This is a genomic window from Paenibacillus sp. NPDC057886 (genome assembly GCF_042796655.1).
In the GTDB taxonomy this organism is placed as follows: domain Bacteria; phylum Bacillota; class Bacilli; order Paenibacillales; family Paenibacillaceae; genus Paenibacillus.
This window is the reverse complement of the sequence record NZ_JBHVMZ010000011.1, coordinates 91,770-107,129: the sequence shown is the minus strand read 5'-3', so window position 1 is coordinate 107,129 and position 15,360 is coordinate 91,770. Positions and strand designations below refer to the sequence as shown.

Here is a 15,360-nt window from a genome sequence, read left to right as displayed (position 1 = left end):
GGAGGAGTAGACAATGACGATTTTTAAATTTCCACTAGATTTCCGCTGGGGAACAGCAACAGCTTCCTATCAAATCGAAGGTGCAGCGCAGGAAGGCGGACGCGGGGTATCCATCTGGGATACGTTTGCCCGTACGCCCGGCAAAGTATTCAATGGAGATAATGGTGATGTAGCATGTGACAGTTACCATCGTTACGAAGAAGACATCGAGCTGATGAAAAAGCTTGGGATCAACACCTACCGATTCTCCATCGCCTGGCCGCGTATTATTCCTGATGGAGATGGCGAGATCAATCGGGAAGGCTTAGACTTCTATCATCGATTCGTGGATAAGTTGCTTGAAGCGGGAATCGAACCTTTCTGTACGCTGTATCATTGGGACCTGCCTCAGACGTTGGAGGATATCGGAGGTTGGGGCAATCGCAGGACGGTGGATGCATTTGTAAAATATGCTGAAGTCATCTTCAAGGAGTTTTCCGGTAAAATTAATTTCTGGCTGACTTTCAATGAACCATGGTGTATTGCGTTTCTGTCCAACCTGCTTGGTATTCATGCGCCAGGAAATAAGGACCTGCAAACATCCATTAATGTTGCTCACGGACTGCTGGTTGCTCACGGTAAAGCCGTTCAATCGTTCCGTCGCTTGGGTACAACAGGACAGATTGGTATTGCACCCAATGTATGCTGGGCTGAGCCTTACAGCAAATCTCCAGAAGATCAGGCAGCCTGTGATCGGGCGATTGCTCTGAATACGGATTGGTTCCTAGACCCGATCTACAAAGGAGCTTATCCACAATTTCTGGTTGACTGGTTTGAAAAAGCAGGTGCTACAGTGCCAATTCAGGAAGGCGATATGGAGATCATCTCGCAACCTATTGACCTGCTGGGCATCAACTATTACACGATGGGCATCAATCGTTTCAATCCAGAGGCGGGTGCATTGCAATCCGAAGAGGTCGATATGGGACTTACCAAGACCGATATTGGCTGGCCTGTGGAATCACGCGGACTGTATGAGTTCATGCATTATTTGCAAAAATACGGAAATGTGGATGTCTATATCACAGAAAATGGTGCTTGCATCAATGATGATTTGCAAAACGGCAAAATCAATGATGATCGCCGGATTGCATACTATGAGCAGCATTTGGCCCAAATTCATCGGATTATCAATGACGGGATTAACCTGAAAGGCTACATGGCTTGGTCTCTGATGGATAACTTTGAATGGGCGGAAGGATACCGTATGCGCTTTGGTCTTGTGCATGTGGATTACCGGTCGTTGGTCAGAACACCTAAAGAAAGCTTTTACTGGTATCAGAATGTGATCAAAAATAATTGGTTGGAAACACGAATTTAGGCTTTAATTTCAATGTTTCAGGAAGAAGTGCTCTGAACCTGACATAAATAAGTAATAACGTTAGTTCAATTGTTAAGTGCAGGGACATACGTGTTTAATCAGAATAAAGACGGTGGTTCGGTAATCCGAAGCACCGTCTTTTTTATTGTTTTATTTTCAGCCAGGACTCACATGTTCATGAAGGTTTCATAAGGTCAAGGCTGTTTCATGTTATGAGGAGAGCGTTTTTGGGTTATAAGAAGTAAGAAGAAGTGAATTGGTTCTTGTCAACAGTTAAATTACAAATAAAGTGTCCAAATTGCGAAAGAAATTTGAACATTTGTTGACTAAAAATCATACTGATGTGGTATATTGGTATAAGGAAAGCACTTACAAAAAGGGAAAAGGAAGTGTTTACTATGGCATCGAAGACAGCAATGGTAAGCCAATTGGAGCGCAAAGATAAAAATATGCGGCGTGCAGTGTTAACGATGACAGTTCTGGCTTGGATTGCCCTCATTACGGGAGTAATCATGTGCCTGATTAACCTGAATGATTTTAATGATCGTAACCTCGGATTAATGGTGGGTATCGGTTTCTTGGTGGGTAGTGTATTTATTTACGTAATTGCCAAATCGATTGGACTTGTTCATACACGCCGGGAAGACGAAGGCGCCGATTAAATAATCTTGCGTTAATTCGTTCATAATAAAGACTGGATGAGCACCCGGAATCCCAGTCAATAAAGCCCTTTGCGGATTCGTTGATACTGTTCAACGGGACTGCAAAGGGTTTTATTTTGTGACTTGAAGTGTAAAGATTACAATGAGGAAATATCAAGTATGCAAGTGATTTGTGAGAAAAAATTCACACATTTAAGGTGCAAAATCGACAAATTTGTTAACATGAACAAAAAAGTTGCTCATTTCTGATATCTTTAGAAGGAAGAGAGTAGTATACTGTTTTTTCAGTATGAGCGAATTTAAGGAGAGGGGATCAAGATGAACAAGAAACCTAGGTCGCTAATTCGGATAATCATTCCGGTTGTCCTGACGTTGGTTACAATTGCATTGATTGTCTGGCCAATGCTGGCAGGCGGGCAGTACGTTGTTCTGGATCCGAAGGGGCCCATCGGCTCTTCGCAGAGAGATTTGATTGTCATTTCGACAATTCTTTGTGCAATTGTTATTGTGCCTGTATTGATTTTGTCTGCTGTAATTGTATGGCGTTACCGCGACAAACCGGACAATAAAGCTGCATATGAGCCTAACTGGGCTCACAGCACCAAAGCGGAGGCTATCTGGTGGACCATTCCGATTATTATTATTGGGTTGCTTGCGGTTGTAACGATTCGCTACACCTATGATCTGGAACCTTCGAAGCCACTGGCTTCTGAGAAAGCCCCGGTGACCATTCAAGTGTCTTCACTGGATTGGAAATGGCTGTTTATGTATCCGGAGCAAGGTATTGCAACGGTCAACACGTTGAATATCCCGGCAGACCGGCCCGTAAAATTTGAGCTCACCGCGGATTCACCGATGAACTCGTTCTGGATTCCGCAACTTGGTGGACAAATTTATACAATGTCGGGTATGGCGATGACCTTGTACTTGCAAGCTGATCATGAAGGTCAATATTGGGGTTCAGGTGCCAACTTTACGGGGGAACACTTCGCCCAAATGCGTTTTGATGTGAATGCTACATCGGAGGAAGACTTCGATAAATGGGTGAATGAAGTGAAGCAGCAATCCCAGCCACTGACACAAGAAACGTACAACACGCTGGCGGAACCGGGAACAAGTAATGTTGCTTATTATTCTTCTTTCCCAGAAGGTTTGTTCCAGGACATCGTGACCAAGTACGTTATTGACGGTCAAGGTGCTCACAGCAAACACGGCGGAAGCTCGGATGAAGCTTCTGGCGCCAAAGAAAGTACTACGCACGACGTGGTCAAGAGTGCTAACTAAAGATTTGAAAGGAGGCCCCCAATGTTAGAGAGACTTAAGGAGTTTGCATCGGAATTTTTCGTAACCGGTGATCCGCTGATTTATGGTGCGGATGTGGCGATCGGAATTACGATGATTACCATCGTAGCGGTGCTGACTTATTTCAAAAAATGGGGCTGGCTCTGGCGTAACTGGTTAACTACCGTCGATCACAAAAAGATCGGTATTATGTATATCATTGCTTCCATAATCATGCTATTCCGTGGTGGTGTGGATGCACTGATGATGCGTCTTCAGCTAGCTATGCCTAACATGGATTTCTTGCATCCCGAGCATTATAATCAGGTCTTTACGACTCATGGTACAATCATGATCCTTTTCATGGCGATGCCATTTATGTTCGGTTTGTTTAACGTTATTGTACCGCTTCAAATAGGAGCAAGGGACGTTGCGTTCCCGTTCCTGAATGCACTAAGCTTCTGGTTATTTTTCCTGGGAGCAATGCTGTTTAACCTGTCCTTCGTTATCGGTGGTTCACCGGACGCAGGCTGGCTCAGTTATCCGCCTTTATCGGAGCTATCGCATAGCCCGGGGGTGGGACAAAACTTCTATATATGGGGTATTCAGATTTCGGGTATCGGTTCCCTGGCTACCGGTATCAACTTCCTGGTTACCATCATTAAAATGCGTGCGCCAGGCATGAAATGGATGAAAATGCCGATGTTTACATGGTCGGTATTCTCCACTTGTATTATCATTCTGTTTGCATTCCCGATCTTGACCGTGACACTTGCACTGCTCTTCCTCGACAGGTTTGCCGGGGCGCATTTCTTCACGCTTGATCTGGGCGGTAATCCGATGATGTATATCAACTTGATCTGGATGTGGGGTCACCCTGAGGTATACATTGTAGTCTTGCCGGCATTCGGTGTATTCTCCGAGATTGTAAGTACCTTCTCGAGGAAAAAACTGTTTGGTTACAAATCGATGGTATTTGCGATGCTGATCATTAGCTTCCTGTCCTTCTTTACATGGGCGCATCACTTCTTCACGATGGGTTCGGGAGCGGACGTTAATGCATTCTTCGCCGTAACCACGATGTTGATAGCCATTCCAACAGGGGTTAAGATCTTTAACTGGCTGTTTACGATGTATCGGGGAAGGATACGAATGGCGACCCCGATGATGTGGACATTAGCCTTTATCCCGTGCTTTATTGTCGGGGGGATGACGGGGGTTATGTTATCCGTAGCTCCTGCTGACTTCCAGTTCCACAACAGTTACTTCCTGATTGCCCACTTCCACCAAGTATTGATCGGTGGCGTAGTATTCGGATACTTCGCAGGTCTGTACTACTGGTGGCCTAAAATGTTCGGTTTCCAACTCGAAGAGAAACTGGGCAAATGGGCATTCTGGACTTGGAATATTGGTTTTTATGTCTGCTTCATGCCGCAGTATGCTGTCGGTTTGATGGGTATGACACGTCGTCTGAGCACTTACGGCTGGGATACCGGCTGGTGGGAGCTGAACTTCGTATCCACAATCGGGGCATTCCTGATGGGTGTCGGATTCCTATTCCAGGTTGCACAAATTGCAGACGGTATTCGGAAATACAAATCACTCAAAGCTTCGGCTGATCCATGGGGTGGACGTACGCTCGAGTGGTCGATTCCTTCACCAGCTCCTGAATATAACTTCGCCATTACACCGCGCGGAGATGATATTGATGAGTGGTGGGAAGAGAAAGAACGTCGTGCCAAAGGCATCTATCCACCAGAACAGCCGCTTGAGCCGATTCATATGCCTAAAAATTCCGCGATTCCGTTCATCATGTCGATCTTCTGGTTTATCGCTGGTTTCGGCTTTGTATTCGGATGGCTATGGATGGCGATTCTTGGACTCGCCGGCGTAGGGATCTGCATGATCGCCCGTTCATTCTCATACGATACGGATTATTACATTCCGGTCGACGAAATTAAGCGTACCGAAGCGTCGTTAAGGGGGTCGGTATAATGGCTCAAGCAGCCGCTAAGCACGGTGAAAATCATGCACATGGTCATGACCATAGCCATCATGATCCACAAGAATTGAAAGTACTCGGATTCTGGTTCTTCCTGATTTCCGACGTTATCCTGTTCTCCGTATTGTTCGCAACCTTTATTGTGTTGCGTGACAATACGGCGGGCGGACCTGTATTGTCTGAGTTAATCAAAATGCCTGGCGTTATTGCCGAGACATTTATCTTGCTGACAAGTTCATTTACAAGTGGACTTGCGGTTCTTGCCATGAATCAGGGCAAGGTGAAGCAATTGATCAGCTGGCTGGCAGTTACAGCTGTTCTGGGTGCGGGCTTTATCGCCCTGGAAGTAACGGAGTTTATTGAGTTGATTCACGAAGGATTCAGTTATACGACTAGTGCTGCTTCCGGCGCATTCTTCACCCTTGTTGGTACTCACGGACTCCACGTATCGCTCGGTCTGATCTGGATGATCGGTTTGATGCTGCAACTGAAAAAACGTGGAATTACCGATGTAACTCGAGGTAAAATCAACGTAATCAGCTTGTATTGGCACTTCTTGGACGTCGTCTGGATTTTCCTTCTGTCGATCGTCTATCTGATGGGGGTGATGTAGATGGCAGAACATAACTCACATGAATCCCATGGCCATGAGCAGCATGGTTCACTCAAGTCCTATGTCATCGGCTTCATTCTGTCCATCGTCCTCACAATCATCCCACTTGTGGTGGTTCTGAATGACATGATGGGCAGAACAGGAACAGTAGCTGTTGTCTTGGTAACAGCAGCATTTCAGTTTGTGGTTCAACTTTTCTTCTTCATGCATATCCGTGAAACGGAGAAGCCACGCTGGAATGTAATGGCTCTGATTTTTGGTCTGTTGATGATGTTGACCATCGTGATTGGTTCAATCTGGATCATGTTGAACAATGCAGTTGCACATTAAGTTTTATGCAATAGCTTAAGGGATCTCCTGACTTTATTAAAAGGTCGGGAGATCTTTTTTTTACCTATTTGATTGAACGGAATGCGGATAGAATAAGGAAAGGGATAGATGAGTTCCGAAGAGGCGAAAATATTGTCGAAAAAAGTTCTTGATTTTTCTTCTCGAATCCGTATACTCAGAAATATAAGTAATCCGAAACGTTTTGGAGGAAAGCAATTGGCTACAATCAAAGACATATCACAAATGACGGGATTTTCGATTACGACCGTATCCAGAGCTCTGAATGGGTACTCGGACGTCAGCGATAGTACGCGCAAACTGATTAAAGAAGCCGCCGAAACCCTGAACTATAGTCCAAATGGTCTAGCGAGAGGCCTGGTCATGAAGGAAACCAAAACACTGGGGTTGCTCGTATCAGGCATGACGTACAAAAACATCGATAACAACTTTGTATTCGAGGTGCTTTGCGGTATTAATGACAGCGCCGCCAATTCGGATTATGATCTGATTTTGTTCAGCACGAATACAGCGAAGCAAAAGATGAAAACGTACACACAGTTGTGCAGGGAACGAAAAGTGGATGGTGTCATTCTTCAGGGTGTGAAGACGGATGATCCGTATTTGCAAGAAGTATTGGATAGTGACATTCCCTGTGTATTGATTGATATACCCATTCACAGTGAGTATGTTGGTTTTGTATCAACGAATCACAAACAAAGTGCACAGACTGCTGTAGAGCACCTTATTGGTTTGGGTCATCAGCAGATTGCCATGGTAAACGGTTACCCGGAGGCTTTTGTTTCCAAGGAGCGCTATGAAGGATATTCCGATGCAATGCACAATGCAGGATTGAGCTCGAAGCCTGAATGGATCGTAAACGGGAATTTCACGGAAGAGGAAGCGCAGCAACAAGCTTCTGAATTGTTGAAGACATATCCGGAAATTACCGCAATCTTTTGTGCAAGTGACATGATGGCTCTGGGTGTAATGAAGGCTGCGAATGAACTAGACATCTCTATACCGAATGAATTATCTATAGTGGGATTTGACGACATTCCAACTGCTGCCTATTTTCAACCACCACTCACCACCATCGGACAGAACATGTATCAGTTGGGACATGAAGCTGCAAACCTGCTGATGGGCATGCTGAGATCGGAAGACAGCCCCAAATTTAATATTTTGCAAAATGAATTGGTTTTGAGATCCTCGACAGCCAAACCAGGTCGCTGAGATAGCTGAGAATACGGTTCGCGAGGGATTGCAAAATGAATGAGATGAAGAGAGCACCGAAATGTTTTATTAAATCCGAAACGTTTCGGTATTATTTTAACTCAAATCCAAAACGTTTCGGATACAACATAAGATAGACATAGGGGGAATACACATTGCTGAAATACGATGCAGGACAAGGAGAATGGAGTAACTGGCTGGTAACTGAAACCGGGTTTGATCCGGCTCATCAAGGGAAAGGCGAAGCTGTGCTCTCACTTGGGAACGGCTACATGGGACTTCGCTCGGCAACGGACGAGAATTATGTTGGACAGGTACGGAACTGGTTCGTAGCCGGAACCTTCAATAAGTTTGACGAGCATGAAGTAACAGAACTCCCTAATGCAGCGGATGTAACGGAACTTTCAATCACCCTGAATGGGGAAACCTTCAGTTTGGAAAAAGGAAGAACGATCAGCTACAGTCGTCAACTGAATCTCAAGAACGGTGAGCTGACCCGTAACGTGGTATGGCAGAGCCCGACAGGAGAAAGCTTTGAACTTCAATTCCGTCGCTTTGTTTCCTTGAATAATCGTCATCTGGTTGGTTCATCTGTAAGCATCAAGCCACTGGATGGTCAGGCGCGTGTTCACATTGCATCCGGTATTAATGGACAATGGACGAACTCGGGTGCACAGCATTTCACGGAAGGCGAAAAACGGATATTTGAAAAGACTTATATTCAAATGACGTCAACGACGACACAATCGGCTGTTGATTTTGTAACCAATACGGTGCACCACTGGCAGCTGAATGGTGCAAAGGTTGAGCCGGAATTGCGTCAAACGATGGGACGCCGCAAGGTAGGCATTGAAGGCACAGTGACTGTGGAAGCCGGACAATCGGTAACACTGGAGAAAATCTCGAATGTGCATACCAGCCGCGATCTGGTTTACAACAAAGGTGGATATTCACTGGAGCAAATGCGTGAATCGGCGCTGACGGAACTGAAGCAAGAGTCGCAAAAAGGGTATGATCAGCTATTTCGTGAAAGCGCTAACGCTTGGGCGGAAACCTGGTCCACGTACAACATTGAAGTGGACAGCACAAGCGGATATGACCAGCTTGCCATCCGTTTCGCCATCTATCACCTCGTCATTATGACACCTGCGCATGATAATCGCATGGGCATCGGGGCGAAAGGGTTGAGTGGTGAAGGGTACAAGGGACATTCCTTTTGGGATACGGAAATCTTCATCCTTCCATTCTTCATCTACAGCAATCCCAAGATCGCAAGATCCTTGCTGGAATATCGATATCAGGGGTTGGATGGAGCTCGAAGCAAGGCCAAGGAGAACGGGTTCGAAGGAGCCATGTATCCGTGGGAAGCAGCCTGGATCGAAGATGGCGAAGTTACACCGGTATGGGGAGATGTAGATATCGTAACCGGAGAACAGACGAAGATCTGGTCCGGCTTCATTGAACAGCATATTACCTCTGACATCGCTTATGCTGTTTGGCATTACGTCCAGTCTACAGGCGATGAGGCGTTCATGAATCAATATGGCTACGAGATCATTTTTGATACAGCAACGTTCTGGGCCAGCCGTCTGGAGTGGGATGAGGCCAAGGGGCGCTACCACATCAATGAGGTTGTTGGACCGGATGAGTATAAGGAACATGTGGACAACAATGCATTCACCAATCATATGGCTCACTTCAATATGGAGCTGGCCATTCAATATTATGAAAAGCTACAGCAGGAGAAACCTGAGTTGCTCAAAGCATTGTCTGCGAAGCTTAACCTGACATCCGCTCGGGAAGCGTGGAACAAGCTGGATCAAATGTATCTGCCAGGGCCCAATGAACAAGGACTTATTCCACAAGATGATACCTACTTGCAGAAGAAAGTCATTGATCTTACCCCTTATAAAAATCAGACCAAAGTGGCCAGCATCTTCAATGACTACAACCTGGATCAGGTTGGTGAAATGCAAATTTCGAAGCAGGCTGACATCATGATGCTGTTCTTCCTGCTTGAGAATAAATTTGAACCCGCTATCAAACGTGCCAACTACGATTACTATGAGGAAAAAACATTGCATGATTCCTCATTGTCCCTGTCGACACATAGTATTCTTGCCAGTGACTTCGGTGATCGTCCGCTCGCATATGATCTGTTCCGCCGGGCGTCCGAGATTGATCTGGGGCCGCATATGCACTCTTCGGATGCAGGCATCCATTCAGCTTCTTTGGGCGGAATATGGGAATGTGTTGTGATGGGATTTGCCGGAGTTCGCATGTTGGATGGCCAGCTCCATCTCGATCCGAAGCTGCCTGAGTCCTGGAGCAGTCTGAAATTCCCGCTCTACTGGCAAAACCAGCTGTTGCATATCACAATCACGTCCGAGGGTATTCTAATCGAGAGTGATGCAGAGGAAGAAATTTCTCTCCTTCTGTCCGGTCAGCAAGTTACTTTCAGCAAACGGTTTCAAACCTTGGTTTAATATAAATCCATGTGGGAGGTCATTTAAATGAAAAAAGGGTCCGCAAGTTTGGTCATGATGCTGATTTTGGTATTAGTGTTATCTGCGTGTTCTTCAGGTGGAAGCAACAATGCGGAAGGCGGAAAAGGAGAAAAGGTAAAACTCACCTTCTCCGTATGGGGAGATGTCAACTCCGGTGCGGATGAAGTGAAGCTTGCGGAAGAGTTCAATGCTGCACACCCGGAAATCGAAGTGAAGTTTGAGCCTATTCCAAGTGAAGGTTATGGAACAAAACTCACCACATCCCTGGCAGCAGGTCAGGCACCAGACGTATTCCTGGTTGGTGAAGGCGACTACTACAAATACGTTGATAAAGGTGTAATTGAGCCACTTGACGATTATTTGAGCAAAGATACATCGTTTAATCTCGATATTTTCCAAAAGGATCTTATTGAAAATATGAAAATCGAAGGCAAACAATACTACTTGCCTAAAGATTTCAACCCACTTGCTCTGTGGTACAACAAACGCATGTTTGACGAAGCTGGAATCCCTTATCCAACAGATGAATGGACTTGGGATGACATGATTGCAACTGCACAAAAACTGACTAAAAAAGATGGCAATAAATATACTCAATTCGGATTCAACGCAGGCAAATGGGAATATCCGATCTATACGTACCTGTGGGATTACGGTACAGACATCGCGAATGAGGATGGAACAGCTGCGGAAGGCTACATGAACAGTGAAAAAACAATCGCAGCAATGGATAAATACGTTTCCTGGTCTCAAGGAGATAGCCGTGTATCCCCGACGCCACTGGATTCTGAAACGCTTGGCGGAGATTCATCGATGTTCATGACAGACAAGCTCGCCATGATGATTACAGGTCGTTGGATCAAAGGTGATCTCGACAAATCCGATGTTCAATATGGTTCTGCACTGATTCCACAAAATACGGACGGTACTCGTTCAAGCATCATCGCAAGTGCGGGTTGGGCGATCAACGCAGCCGGTAAAAATAAAGAAGCAGCTTACGAACTGGTAAAATGGCTCTCGGGCACAGATGCACAGAAGCTTCGCTCTGCGAACGGTAAAGTACTGCCAGCGACTGTGAAAGAACTGGACGAAGTCAAAGCCAAAGAAGTAGCAGACAAACCGGTCATCGAAATGATGGATTATGCTAAAAAACCGGTAACCATGCGTTCTACAAACGGACCTGTGTTTGTTGAAGAATTCACCAAGGCGCTGGAAAAAGTGCTGCTTGGCAAACAGGATGTCAAAGGCGCTCTGGATGAAGCTGCGAAGAACGTTGACAGCAAAATCAAGTAAAAACCATGCGGGTGAGTCGGCGGCCATGCTGATTCACCCTCTTCATCAAGGAGGCTGTGCTATGCGTAATTCTAAATCCGAGCGCGCCGGGTATTGGTTCATATTGCCCTGGCTTATAGGTTTGTTGCTCTTTACCATTGGTCCAATGTTATTCTCCCTGCTGCTGGCTTTTAGCAAATGGGATATTATTACCGGCGTACAATCGATTGAATGGGTCGGTCTGGATAACTTCAAAACGATGTTTCATGATGAGTTGTTCTATCAATCGTTGAAAGTTACCTTTATCTTCGCTCTGGTATCTGTACCACTGTATCAAGTGGCATCACTGCTTATCGCCTTGCTGCTGAATATGCGGAACAGAGGCATGAAATTTTTCCGATTGATCTATTTCATGCCATCCGTCATTCCGGCTGTAGCGGCATCAATGATGTGGATTATGATTTTCAATCCGGAATACGGCATTCTGAACCGGGCACTTGCCTTTTTCGGCGTACAGGGGCCAGCTTGGCTTCAAGATCCGAGCTATGCGCTGGGCGCACTGATTGTCATGGGGTTGTGGGGCGTCGGCAACACGATCATCATTTATTTGTCCGGCTTGCAGGGAGTTCCCGAAGAGCTGTATGAAGCTGCCAATCTGGATGGAGCGGGACCGTTTCAACGGTTTTTCAACATTACATTACCTATGATTTCCCCAACGGTGTTCTTCAACGTTATTATGGGTATCATCGGCGGATTCCAGTATTTCACACAAGCATTTGTTATGACCAACGGGGGACCGCTTAACTCGACCTTGTTCTATAACTTGTATCTGTACAATAAAGCTTTTACCGATTTTGAAATGGGTTATGCTTCGGCACTCTCCTGGGTATTGTTCATCATCATTCTGGCGTTTACGTTGCTGGTCATCCGCAGTTCTTCGATGTGGGTCTATTACCAGGGCGATAACGAAAAGGATTGAGAGGAGGACAAATGATGAATCAAGCAACGAAACGGAAACCGGTCTACTCGAAACTATTTTCTATGCTTATGCTTCTCGCTGGTGCGGCCGTCGTGCTGATCCCGCTGTTATGGACGTTTGCAACGTCTCTTAAAACACCTGCCGAGGTGTTCAAAGATGATTTTTTCCCGGCTGTATGGATGTGGTCTAACTATAAAAATGCCGTTCTGGCCATCCCGTTTTTTACATTTTTGAAAAATACGCTGATTATTCTGATTCCGGTATTAGTCGGTACCGTATTCTCGTCTGCCCTATGTGCGTATGGTTTCGCCCGGTTTAACTTCCGCGGCAAACGCACGTTGTTCCTGGTGCTATTGGCGACGATGATGCTGCCTTCGCAGGTAACGATGATCCCGATGTTCATCATGTTCAAGGAAATCGGCTGGGTTGATACATTTTTACCACTCATTATCCCTGCATTCTTCGGTGGCGGAGCGTTTAACATCTTCCTGATCCGCCAGTTCATGCGCGGCATTCCGCGTGATCTTGATGAGTCCGCTTTTGTGGATGGAGCAAATAAAATGCAGATTTTCACTAAAATCATGCTGCCGCTGTCCATGCCGCCACTGATTGCTGTATCGATCTTTACCTTTATGGGCGTATGGAATGACTTCCAGGGACCGCTCATTTATCTGAATTCCAGTGAGAAGTATACGCTGGCTCTTGGATTGTCCATGTTCAAAGGGCTGTATAACGTAGAATGGAACATGTTAATGGCTGCAACGATGCTGATTATGCTTCCGCCACTCCTTGTATTCTTTGTTGCACAAAAATACTTTATTGAAGGCATTTCCATTTCTTCTGCAATCAAGGGCTAATCGTCCGTATTAATAGAAGAGATGAGCGGTGAGCCAAACCGCAGAGGAGGACTACCATGGCCACATTAACAAGCAGACATCCTTTTAATTTGTATTATAACGCAGGTGAATATGTAAAGATTTGCGGTACCCAGGACGGATACTTTCCCGATTTTGGGCATCATATGGCTAACGAAATGGGCGGTGTATGGCTGCATCCGATCAAGCTGCTGGACGGCTTCTGGCTGAAGGTGACCGATCTGGATCGCAACATTGCGGTATGGGCAAGGGCAGACGGATTCACAAGCGAATCCTGGGGCGGGAGCCGGTTCGATTATGATCACGGATTAAGCCACATTCCGGTATCCATTGAACGCAGTCAGTTTGCCCCCGATTATGAAAAAGGCATGGTCGCAGAATATGAGATCGGCGCTTACGGCAAAGGAACAACCCGGCTCAAGCTGGAGCTGCTGTCACGGACCGATCTCCGTCCAGTGTGGTATTCCGATGAAATCGGAATTATCCCAGGAGCGGGTGAAACGGCAGAAGCCATTTCTTCGCGCAAGGTCATCGTAAAAGATGATGCCCAAGACTGGTATGCCATGATTGGAAGTGACCTGCCTGGAACGGAAATGACCGTTGGACCTGAGATTTACGGACCAGAACTGACAGCAGGCAAGGGCACAGGCATTTCTTTTGTAACCGAATGCACGCTGGAGGAGAAGGATGTGTTCCGCTTCCGGTTATTTGTTGCCGGTTCGGAGTCGTCACGTGAAGCCTGTGAGCAGACTTATGCAGTCATCGAACGTGACTACGTCAGCTTGAAAGAGCAGAAGCAGCAGCTCTACGACAAGTTGGATCAGCGCGCAGTGCTGACCATTGAAGGCGAAGATGAGCTGAACGAGCAATTTGCCTGGGTGAAGCGCAATAATCAGTGGCTGGTGCAGCAAGTGGATGGAATTGGTCGCGGATTGACGGCAGGCGGACCCACGTATCCGTGGTGGTTCGGCTGTGACAGCACGTATGCACTTCAGGGTGTGCTTGCTACAGGAGACCATCAGCTGGTGCGGGATACGTTGAATTTGTTGCTGGCGAAATCCAAGGAAGCGAACGGGAATGGACGTTTTGTGCATGAAGTGACCACATTGGGAGCGGTGTCTAATCGGGGCAACACGCAGGAAACGGCACATTATATCGCCTTTGTATGGGAAATGTTCCTGTGGACCGGAGACGATGCACTTCTGCGCGAGCATTATGACTACTGTATTCAGGGAATCGACTGGCTGCTGGGTGAGATGGACCCGGACGGAGACCTGTTCCCTTCGGGTTACGGCATCATTGAGATTGCCGGATTGAATATGGAACTGATTGATAGTGCCGTATATACTGCGAAGGCTATTCAGGCGCTGGAGCACATGAGTCTCTATTTGGGTGAAACGAAGCGGCATCAGACATATCAAAAACTGGCTGAGCAAGCGGTACGTGCGGTGAATGATGTGTATTGGTCTGAAAAAGACAGCCTCTATGCGGATGCCGTTGCACCTATTTCCGATATTGTGCCCAAGGTGGATTACATGGTATCTCTCGCTGAAAAGCAAGGGATCACAGACTACCGGGAGTACGTGGAAGGATTGCTTGCCGATGCAGGTGAGAATCAGAAAGACCGCGGTTGGCTGTTAAACAAAAACTGGGTCATTGTCACTCCAATGGAAGCAGGAATTGCCGATCAGGACAAAGCACAGCGTGCTCTGGAAGCGATGCGAAATCGCGACTTCATCGGTGAATACGGTACGTATCTTGCTGCCATGTATCAACAGGGCACGATGACGATCTCTACCGGAGCGCATGCGGTTGCCGAAGCGGCGTACGGGCATCCGGATCACGCGCTGGATTTACTGCGCCGGATGGGGAAAAGCTTCTCACGTGTACTGCCGGGTTCATTCTCGGAGATGTCCCCGGACTACGGCTGTGTAGTGCAGGCGTGGACGATCTATGCACTGGCTGTACCAGTCGTACGACATTTCTTCGGCGTTCAACCGGAAGCACAGCATCGCCGTTTAACTTTATCACCTAATATGCCGCAGGCATGGGACCACAAAACATGCAGTCTGGAGCATCTGATGGTAGGCGATGCGGAGTTCGATATTCATTTTGAATCCCGTGAGGGCAAACGAATTGCGAGCATTTCCAATACATCGGGCTGGACGGTCGTTCTGGACTGGAAGGGCGAGAGACGGGAAAGCAACGAGAAACGAATTGAATGGCAACTAGAGCAATGACATGGG

At 46.6% G+C, this 15,360-nt stretch carries 12 protein-coding genes; all 12 read left to right on the top strand.

What is annotated here, in order from left to right:
* The first annotated feature begins 13 nt into the window (after window positions 1-13).
* The 12 genes from ACFVQB_RS29570 to ACFVQB_RS29515 all read left to right on the top strand — a co-directional run bounded on the left by ACFVQB_RS29570 (window position 14) and on the right by ACFVQB_RS29515 (window position 15,354).
* Window positions 14-1,360 (top strand): GH1 family beta-glucosidase, encoded by a 1,347-nt coding sequence (locus tag ACFVQB_RS29570; RefSeq protein ID WP_379447871.1) that lies wholly within the window; start codon window positions 14-16, stop codon window positions 1,358-1,360.
* Window positions 1,361-1,758: 398 nt separating this feature from the next.
* The gene (locus ACFVQB_RS29565; protein WP_091000449.1) at window positions 1,759-2,022 is read left to right on the top strand and encodes a hypothetical protein; all 264 of its coding nucleotides are present in this window, start codon (window positions 1,759-1,761) and stop codon (window positions 2,020-2,022) included.
* A 318-nt stretch (window positions 2,023-2,340) separates the two neighbouring features.
* Window positions 2,341-3,306 carry a ubiquinol oxidase subunit II gene (gene cyoA / locus ACFVQB_RS29560; RefSeq protein WP_379447863.1) on the top strand — a complete coding sequence of 322 codons (966 nt, stop codon included), beginning with the start codon at window positions 2,341-2,343 and terminating at the stop codon, window positions 3,304-3,306.
* 21 nt (window positions 3,307-3,327) lie between these two features.
* Window positions 3,328-5,298, top strand: a complete 1,971-nt coding sequence (locus ACFVQB_RS29555; RefSeq protein WP_379447860.1) for a cbb3-type cytochrome c oxidase subunit I — start codon at window positions 3,328-3,330, stop codon at window positions 5,296-5,298.
* Window positions 5,298-5,918 carry a cytochrome o ubiquinol oxidase subunit III gene (cyoC, locus tag ACFVQB_RS29550; RefSeq protein WP_379447857.1) on the top strand — a complete coding sequence of 207 codons (621 nt, stop codon included), beginning with the start codon at window positions 5,298-5,300 and terminating at the stop codon, window positions 5,916-5,918. The genes ACFVQB_RS29555 and cyoC overlap by 1 nt, the downstream gene beginning before the upstream one ends.
* The gene (gene cyoD / locus ACFVQB_RS29545) at window positions 5,919-6,248 is read left to right on the top strand and encodes a cytochrome o ubiquinol oxidase subunit IV (protein ID WP_379447854.1); all 330 of its coding nucleotides are present in this window, start codon (window positions 5,919-5,921) and stop codon (window positions 6,246-6,248) included. It begins immediately after the preceding gene.
* Window positions 6,249-6,464: 216 nt separating this feature from the next.
* Window positions 6,465-7,481 (top strand): LacI family DNA-binding transcriptional regulator, encoded by a 1,017-nt coding sequence (locus ACFVQB_RS29540; RefSeq protein ID WP_379447852.1) that lies wholly within the window; start codon window positions 6,465-6,467, stop codon window positions 7,479-7,481.
* A 155-nt stretch (window positions 7,482-7,636) separates the two neighbouring features.
* Window positions 7,637-9,967, top strand: a complete 2,331-nt coding sequence (locus ACFVQB_RS29535; RefSeq protein WP_379447850.1) for a glycoside hydrolase family 65 protein — start codon at window positions 7,637-7,639, stop codon at window positions 9,965-9,967.
* Between the two features lie 27 nt (window positions 9,968-9,994).
* The gene (locus tag ACFVQB_RS29530) at window positions 9,995-11,281 is read left to right on the top strand and encodes an ABC transporter substrate-binding protein (RefSeq protein ID WP_379447848.1); all 1,287 of its coding nucleotides are present in this window, start codon (window positions 9,995-9,997) and stop codon (window positions 11,279-11,281) included.
* 61 nt (window positions 11,282-11,342) lie between these two features.
* Window positions 11,343-12,239: a carbohydrate ABC transporter permease gene (locus ACFVQB_RS29525; RefSeq protein WP_053780124.1), complete on the top strand. Its 897-nt coding sequence runs from the start codon at window positions 11,343-11,345 to the stop codon at window positions 12,237-12,239.
* An 11-nt stretch (window positions 12,240-12,250) separates the two neighbouring features.
* On the top strand, window positions 12,251-13,096 hold the full coding sequence (locus ACFVQB_RS29520) for a carbohydrate ABC transporter permease (RefSeq protein ID WP_483874968.1): 846 nt from the start codon (window positions 12,251-12,253) through the stop codon (window positions 13,094-13,096).
* Window positions 13,097-13,152: 56 nt separating this feature from the next.
* A complete protein-coding gene (locus tag ACFVQB_RS29515; protein ID WP_379447845.1) occupies window positions 13,153-15,354 on the top strand; it encodes an alpha-L-rhamnosidase-related protein in 2,202 nt (733 codons plus the stop codon).
* Window positions 15,355-15,360: the final 6 nt, after the last annotated feature.